At 69.7% G+C, this 6764-nt stretch carries 7 protein-coding genes; 1 reads left to right on the top strand and 6 read right to left on the bottom strand.

Going from position 1 to position 6764, the window contains the following annotated elements; translation table 11 throughout:
- Nucleotides 1-79: 79 nt before the first annotated feature.
- The 4 genes from EES42_RS02910 to EES42_RS02895 all read right to left on the bottom strand — a co-directional run bounded on the left by EES42_RS02910 (nt 80) and on the right by EES42_RS02895 (nt 3578).
- Nucleotides 80-1219 (bottom strand): ABC transporter substrate-binding protein, encoded by a 1140-nt coding sequence (locus EES42_RS02910; RefSeq protein WP_241196215.1) that lies wholly within the window; start codon nt 1217-1219, stop codon nt 80-82.
- 32 nt (nt 1220-1251) lie between these two features.
- Complete coding sequence (locus EES42_RS02905; RefSeq protein ID WP_124716497.1) at nt 1252-2121, bottom strand: ABC transporter permease; 870 nt, start codon at nt 2119-2121, stop codon at nt 1252-1254.
- Nucleotides 2118-2921, bottom strand: a complete 804-nt coding sequence (locus tag EES42_RS02900; RefSeq protein WP_124717381.1) for an ABC transporter ATP-binding protein — start codon at nt 2919-2921, stop codon at nt 2118-2120. Before EES42_RS02900 ends, EES42_RS02905 begins: the two co-directional genes overlap by 4 nt.
- Before the next feature lie 237 nt (nt 2922-3158).
- Complete coding sequence (locus EES42_RS02895; RefSeq protein ID WP_124716496.1) at nt 3159-3578, bottom strand: Fur family transcriptional regulator; 420 nt, start codon at nt 3576-3578, stop codon at nt 3159-3161.
- A gap of 161 nt (nt 3579-3739) precedes the next feature.
- On the opposite strand from EES42_RS02895, the gene EES42_RS02890 reads away from it, so the two are divergent.
- The gene (locus EES42_RS02890; RefSeq protein ID WP_124716495.1) at nt 3740-5191 is read left to right on the top strand and encodes a catalase; all 1452 of its coding nucleotides are present in this window, start codon (nt 3740-3742) and stop codon (nt 5189-5191) included.
- A gap of 72 nt (nt 5192-5263) precedes the next feature.
- On the opposite strand, the gene EES42_RS02885 is transcribed toward EES42_RS02890, so the two are convergent.
- Nucleotides 5264-5668 (bottom strand): CBS domain-containing protein, encoded by a 405-nt coding sequence (locus EES42_RS02885; protein WP_124716494.1) that lies wholly within the window; start codon nt 5666-5668, stop codon nt 5264-5266.
- A 190-nt stretch (nt 5669-5858) separates the two neighbouring features.
- The gene (gene hisN / locus EES42_RS02880; protein ID WP_124716493.1) at nt 5859-6659 is read right to left on the bottom strand and encodes a histidinol-phosphatase; all 801 of its coding nucleotides are present in this window, start codon (nt 6657-6659) and stop codon (nt 5859-5861) included.
- Nucleotides 6660-6764 lie beyond the last annotated feature (105 nt).

Here is a 6764-nt window from a genome sequence, read left to right as displayed (position 1 = left end):
AAGACAGAAGGCCGGATCCTTTCGAGGATCCGGCCTTCTGTGCATGCGTTCGGCCTTCTGTGCGTGCGCTGCGCGCGAGTCAGAGCTTGTGGCCCACGGCCTCCGAGTACATCGCCCGGTCCACGGCCTTCGCCTCCGGCACCGAGGCTCCCTTCGACACTCCCGAGTCGGCGTACGCCTCCTGCAGCCGGTCCGTCGTGCCCTTCCGTATCTCCCAGTCCATCCGCATCGACGGGGTCGACCGCAGCGTGGCCTCGTCGGTCTTCATCAGCTTCGCCAGCTCGGTCACGAAGCCGGGATCGGACTTGTAGTCGCCGGCGAAGTAGGTGTTCACCGTCCGGATGTAGGCGCGGAGGAAGGCGACGCCCGCGTCCGGGTCCTCGTTCAGCAGCGTCGGGCCGAAGAGCACGCCGCCGAGTGGTTCGCCGACGGGCTGGCCGCCCAGGAACGCGTACTTCTCGGCGCCGTCCACCTTGCGCCAGATCGGGTCGAGCAGCCAGGCCGAGTCCACGCCGCCGTTCTGCAGTGCGGTCAGTACGTCCGCGGAACCGAGCTGCTGGAAGCTGATCCGGTCGAGGCCGCCGCCGTGCTTCTTCAGGGAGGTGTCCATCGGGTACGCGATGACCGAGCCCTTGCCGATCATGGTGCCCAGTTTCCGGCCCGCCATCTCGACGTGATCGGCGCTCTCGCCGTCCTTGAGACGCACCCACAGGCCGCTCTTGGAGGTGGGGTCGGGGGAGAAGTTCCCCGCGACCCACTTGATGTCGAAGCCGCCGTTGATGCCGTTCATCACGGCTGCCTCGGGAGCCGCCCACTGGGCGTCCACGTCGCCCTTGGCGAGCAGCGGCAGGGCGTCCGGGGTGGGCAGTACCTTCAGTTCGACGTCCAGCCCCTCCTTCGCGAACTCGCCCTTCGCCACCGCGACCTGGAGCGGAGCGACGTACTCCGCGCTCAGGGTGCCGGTGGCGACGGTGATCTTCCGTTTCTTCGCCAGGGGCCGGGCCGCCGGGGCGCCCTTGTCGCAGCGGGCCGCCTTCCGGTCGGGGGCGAGGTCGGCCGGGTCGGTCCAGCTCCCGGCGCCACAGCCCGGGACGGGCTTCACGGCGCGTGGCGCGGCGGCGGTGCCACCGCCGGAGTCGTGCCCGGCGCAGCCCGCGGCGCCGAGCAGGGATGCGGTGACGAGCACGACGGTGCGGGTGATGCGGGTGTGGGTACGCACAGTGCCTCCGTACGAAGAGCGTGGGGAGCCGTTCAGGACCGACCGCGGCCGCGGTCGCGCGGGGCCCACGGCGTGAGCAGCCGTCCGGCGATCCGCACCACTTCGGAGAAGACGACACCGAGGACGGCCACGCACACGATGCCGACGAACATCACGTCGTTCTGGAACAGCGCCCGGGAGTCGAAGATCAGATGGCCGAGGCCGTCGGCCGCGGCGATCTGCTCGGAGGCGACGATGACGAGCACGGCCACTCCCGCCGCGATCCGTGCCCCGACCAGTACCGCGGGCAGCGACGCGGGCAGCAGTACATGGCGGAACATCTGCCAGGGCGAGGCGCCGAAGACCTGACCGGCGTCACGGTGCCCGGCCGGGACGGCGAGCACGGCCGCCATGGTGGAGATCCAGACGAAGAAGAAGACGGTCGCGGCGACCAGGGCGATCTGCGGCCCTTCACCGAGGCCGAACATGTTGAGGAAGACCGGCAGCAGGGCCAGCTTCGGCACGACGTACAGGGCGTCGAGCAACGGTTCCAGCGCCGCCCGTACGAGGGAGAGCGAGCCCATCAGCAGGCCGAGCGCGTACCCCGCGACGGTGCCGATCGCATAGCCGCCGAGGACCCGCTTGAGCGTGGCCCACACATCCGGCCACAGTTCACCGGCGCCCGCCCGGTCCAGGCCGTCCGCCAGGATGGTGGAGGGGGCGGGGTAGACCCGGGCGTCGATCCAGGACTGTGCGGCGGCCAGCTGCCAGAGCAGCACGAGGAGCAGGGGAACGGCGACGGCGAGCGTGATCTCCAGGGCGCGGCGCCTGCGGTGGGTGCGCACCGGACGCAGCTCCTGCGGGCCCGGCCTGCGGATCAGGAGGCCGTCGTCGGGCTTCGTGGTGTTCACGGTGACGGTCATGCCGGGACCGCCTCCCGGTGCACCTCGCCACGCAGGAGTTCCCACAACTCGCTCTTCAGCGCCGTGAATTCGGGTGCCGACCGGACCGTGCCGGTGCGCGGCCGGCCGAACGGGGGGCGGCGCTCGGCGATGATCCGCCCCGGTCTGGCGGACATCACCAGCACCCTGTCCCCGAGCACGATCGCCTCTTCGAGGCTGTGGGTGATGAAGAGGGTGGTGGTACGGGTGGTCTGGGTGAGGTCGAGCAGCTCGTCCTGGAGGATGGTGCGCAGCTGGGCGTCGAGCGCCGCGAACGGCTCGTCCATCAGCAGGATCTCGGGTTCGACGGCGAGGGCGCGGGCGATCGCGACCCGTTGCCGCATCCCGCCGGAGAGGGCGGCCGGATACGCCCCCGCGAAGTCGGAGAGCCCCATCCGGGCCAGCCAGTCGCGCGCCCTGGCGTCGGCCTCCTTGCGCGGTGTGCGCTGGATGTCGAGACCGAACCGGACATTGGCGAGCACGGTCTTCCAGTCGTAGATGCCGTAGTCCTGGAAGATCATCGCCGCCGGACGGGGTGAGGCCGTACGGATGGACAGCTCACCGGAGCTGGGGCGCAGCAGCCCGGCGGCGATCCTGAGCAGCGTGGACTTGCCGCAGCCGGACGGGCCGACGACGCAGGTGAACTCGCCCGGCGCGACGGAGAGATCGAGCGGACCGAGGGCGGACAGGGCCTTGGCGCCGCGCCCGAACGAGCGGGTGAGCGCTTCGGCGTGGAGTTTGGGACGGGTGGCTGCGGTGGCGGGTGCGGGTTCGGCTGCGATGGCGGGTGGGGTCGGGTGCGGATCTCCCACGGGTCTCTCCTCGGGCGTATCGAGGTGCGGATCCGCCGCGGGGCGGACGTGATCGCCGCAGACGATATGACTACCCGTCAGATTCGGGAAGGGGGTGCGCACGTGCCCGTGGTGGGGAGGTGTGTCGCCCCGTGCGCGGGATCATGCGAAAGGCCCCGGTGCGAATGACGCCCGCACCGGGGCCTTCGTCGTGAAGAGGGGTTCGGCTCAGCCCGTCGCCGCGCAGTTCGGGCAGATGCCGCGGTAGGTCACCTCGACGCCGGAGACCGTGAAGCCGAAGCGCTCGTCGCTGGGCAGGTCCGCCATCGGGTCACCGGCCGGGTGCACGTCGCGGATCGTGCCGCAGTTCGCGCAGACCAGGTGGTGGTGGGGCCGGTGTGCGTTCGGGTCGTAGCGCTTGGCGCGGCGGTCCGTGGAGACCTCGATGACCTCGCCGAGCGTCACCATCTCGCCCAGCGTGTTGTAGACGGTGGCACGGGAGATCTCGGGCAGCTTGGCCACGGCCCGGGCGTGGACCTCGTCGGCCGTCAGGTGCACATGGTCCCCGTCGAGGACCTCGGCCACGACGCGCCGCTGCGCAGTCATGCGCCAGCCGCGTCCGCGAAGTCGATCCAACAGGTCACTCATAGAAACAAGCCTAACAGTGAAGGGACCAGGTTCCGAACGGGTGTGACTTTGGATGTTCACTTGACTTGGACTAAGTCCATTGTAGGATCGGAACCGGCATACGCCAAGGGACAGGCTGTGCAGTTCAAGACGAATGTGCAGGAACGACGCAGGAGGCGCACGTGACGCAGGGGCCGCTCACCACGGAGGCCGGCGCGCCGGTCGCCGACAACCAGAACAGCCAGACCGCGGGCGTCGGCGGTCCCGTCCTGGTGCAGGACCAGTCGCTGCTGGAGAAGCTCGCGCACTTCAACCGTGAGCGCATTCCGGAGCGCATCGTGCACGCCCGCGGCGCCGGCGCGTACGGCACGTTCACGCTGACCCGTGACGTCTCGCAGTGGACGCGGGCCAAGTTCCTCTCCGAGGTCGGCAAGCAGACCGAGACCTTCCTGCGCTTCTCGACCGTCGCGGGCAACCTCGGCTCGGCCGACGCGGTGCGCGACCCCCGCGGTTTCGCGCTGAAGTTCTACACCGAAGAGGGCAACTACGACCTCGTCGGCAACAACACCCCGGTGTTCTTCATCAAGGACGCCATCAAGTTCCCCGACTTCATCCACACCCAGAAGCGCGACCCGTACACCGGCTCGCAGGAGGCGGACAACGTCTGGGACTTCTGGGGTCTGTCGCCCGAGTCCACCCACCAGGTGACCTGGCTCTTCGGCGACCGGGGCATCCCGGCCACGCTGCGCCACATGAACGGGTACGGCTCGCACACCTACCAGTGGAGCAACGAGGCCGGCGAGGTCTTCTGGGTCAAGTACCACTTCAAGACCGACCAGGGCATCAAGAACCTCACCCAGGCCGAGGCCAACAAGCTCGCCGGTGAGGACCCGGACAGCCACCAGCGCGATCTGCGCGAGGCGATCGAGCGCGGCGACTTCCCGTCCTGGACGGTGCAGGTCCAGATCATGCCGGCGGCCGAGGCGGCCACGTACCGCTTCAACCCGTTCGACCTCACCAAGGTGTGGCCGCACGCGGACTACCCGCCGATCGAGATCGGGAAGCTGGAGCTCAACCGGAACCCGGAGAACATCTTCGCGGAGACCGAGCAGTCGATCTTCAGCCCCGCGCACTTCGTGCCGGGCATCGGTCCGTCCCCCGACAAGATGCTCCAGGGCCGTCTCTTCGCGTACGGCGACGCCCACCGCTACCGCGTCGGCATCAACGCCGACCACCTGCCGGTGAACCGCCCGCACGCCACCGAGGCGCGTACCAACAGCCGGGACGGCTACCTGTACGACGGCCGTCACAAGGGCGCGAAGAACTACGAGCCGAACAGCTTCGGCGGGCCGGTCCAGACCGACCGTCCGCTGTGGGAGCCCACCACCGTCACCGGCGAGGTCGCCACGCACGTGGCCCCGAGCCACGCCGAGGACAACGACTTCGTGCAGGCCGGAAACCTGTACCGGCTCTACTCCGAGGACGAGAAGGCCCGGCTGATCGACAACCTCGCCGGGTTCATCGCCAAGGTCTCGCGCGACGACATCGCCGAGCGCGCGATCAACAACTTCCGCCAGGCGGACGGCGACTTCGGCAAGCGTCTGGAAGCCGCGGTCCAGGCCCTTCGCGGCTGATCCGGGCGGTTGTCGTCGGCGGTGGGCCGGTCTCTCCTTCGGGGGAGGCCGGCCCACCGGTCGTTCGGGGGCTCAGCCGATGAGTTCCGCGTGGTGGCGGCGCCGGGTGGGCGCCCAGCAGCGCATGATGTCGCGGACGGAGACGATGCCCACGGGTCCGTGGCCGTCCAGCACGATCAGGTGCCGGAACCCGCCGTGTGTCATGGCCACCGCGGCCTCTTCCAGGGTCCAGGTGGGCGCGGCGAAGACCACATCGGTGGTGGTGTGGGTGGCGGCGGTCTCGACGTCCGGATCCTGTCCGGAGCCGACCGCGTTGAGTATGTCGCGTTCGGTGAGGATGCCGAGCCCGCTGTCGTCCTGGTCGAGTACGACCGCGGCCCCGACATGGCGGACCGACATCAGCCGGGCGGCCTGGCGGAGCGTATGGGCGGGCCCGATGGTGAGGACCAGCGTGCTCATGGCGTCACGGACGAGCATGAAGGGAGCCACCTCCTTGGTGAAACGACCGTGTGAGCCGATTCACAAGTTCACAAGCGGGGGGACTCTCAGAGTTGCACCGATACGGGTGCGGAACAAGGGGGGACGAAGCTCCGCCGGGGGCGCGCGAAAGCGCGCGACGCCCCCGGGGACACGATCCCGGCGTACGAGCCGGGGCGGTAACACCGGTTCAGTAGCGCTGGTTCAGATAGCCGAGCAGCTCGTGGTGGAGCAGTCCGTTCGAGGCGGCCGCGTTGCCGCCGCCGGGGCCGGAGACCCCGTCCAGGCTGGTGAACCTCCCGCCCGCCTCCTGGACGACGATCGCGTTGGCGGCCATGTCCCAGAGCGAGAGCTCCGGCTCCGCGCAGATGTCCACCGAACCCTCGGCGACCATCATGTACGGCCAGAAGTCCCCGTATCCGCGCGTGCGCCAGCAGGCCCGGGTCAGGTCCAGGAACCCGTCGAGGCGGCCCTGCTCCTCCCAGCCGCTCAGTGAGGCGTACGCGAACGAGGAGTCCGCGATCCGCTCCACCTTCGACACCTGGAGCCGGGTCGCGGAGGTCAGGCTGCGGCCGGTGTACGCGCCGGCGCCCTTGGCCGCCCACCAGCGACGGTTCAGCGCGGGGGCCGACACCACGCCGACCACCGGCTGGAACCCGTCCTCGCCGGCCTCCATCAGCGAGATCAGCGTCGCCCAGACCGGCACGCCGCGCACATAGTTCTTGGTGCCGTCGATCGGGTCGATGACCCAGCGGCGCGGGCCGGTGCCCTCGATCCCGAATTCCTCGCCCAGAATCGCGTCACGCGGGCGGGCCCGATGGAGGTGGCCGCGGATCAGTTCCTCGGCGGCCTTGTCGGCCTCGCTCACCGGAGTCATGTCCGGCTTGGTCTCGACCTTGAGGTCGAGGGCCTTGAACCGGTCCATCGTCGCCGCGTCGGCGGCGTCCGCCAGTACATGGGCAAGGCGCAGATCATCGTGGTAATCGGGCATGCCGTCACAGTATCGACCGAAGGTGAACAGAGCCACACGCCCCGGGAGCCGCGTGCCCCGGAGCCGCGCGGACCATTGACAGTCCCCGGGGCCGCGCCGACGCTG

The sequence above is a fragment of the Streptomyces sp. ADI95-17 genome (assembly GCF_003846175.1).
Taxonomy (GTDB): domain Bacteria; phylum Actinomycetota; class Actinomycetes; order Streptomycetales; family Streptomycetaceae; genus Streptomyces; species Streptomyces sanglieri.
Note: the sequence above shows the minus strand (reverse complement) of the source record. Positions and strands in the feature narration are given on the sequence as shown.

Coding starts and splice junctions, on each gene's coding strand:
- EES42_RS02905 (WP_124716497.1), bottom strand. CDS start 2,121: ATGACCGTCACCGTGAACACCACGAAGCCCGACGACGGCCTCCTGATC.
- EES42_RS02885 (WP_124716494.1), bottom strand. CDS start 5,668: ATGCTCGTCCGTGACGCCATGAGCACGCTGGTCCTCACCATCGGGCCC.
- hisN (WP_124716493.1), bottom strand. CDS start 6,659: ATGCCCGATTACCACGATGATCTGCGCCTTGCCCATGTACTGGCGGAC.
- EES42_RS02895 (WP_124716496.1), bottom strand. CDS start 3,578: ATGAGTGACCTGTTGGATCGACTTCGCGGACGCGGCTGGCGCATGACT.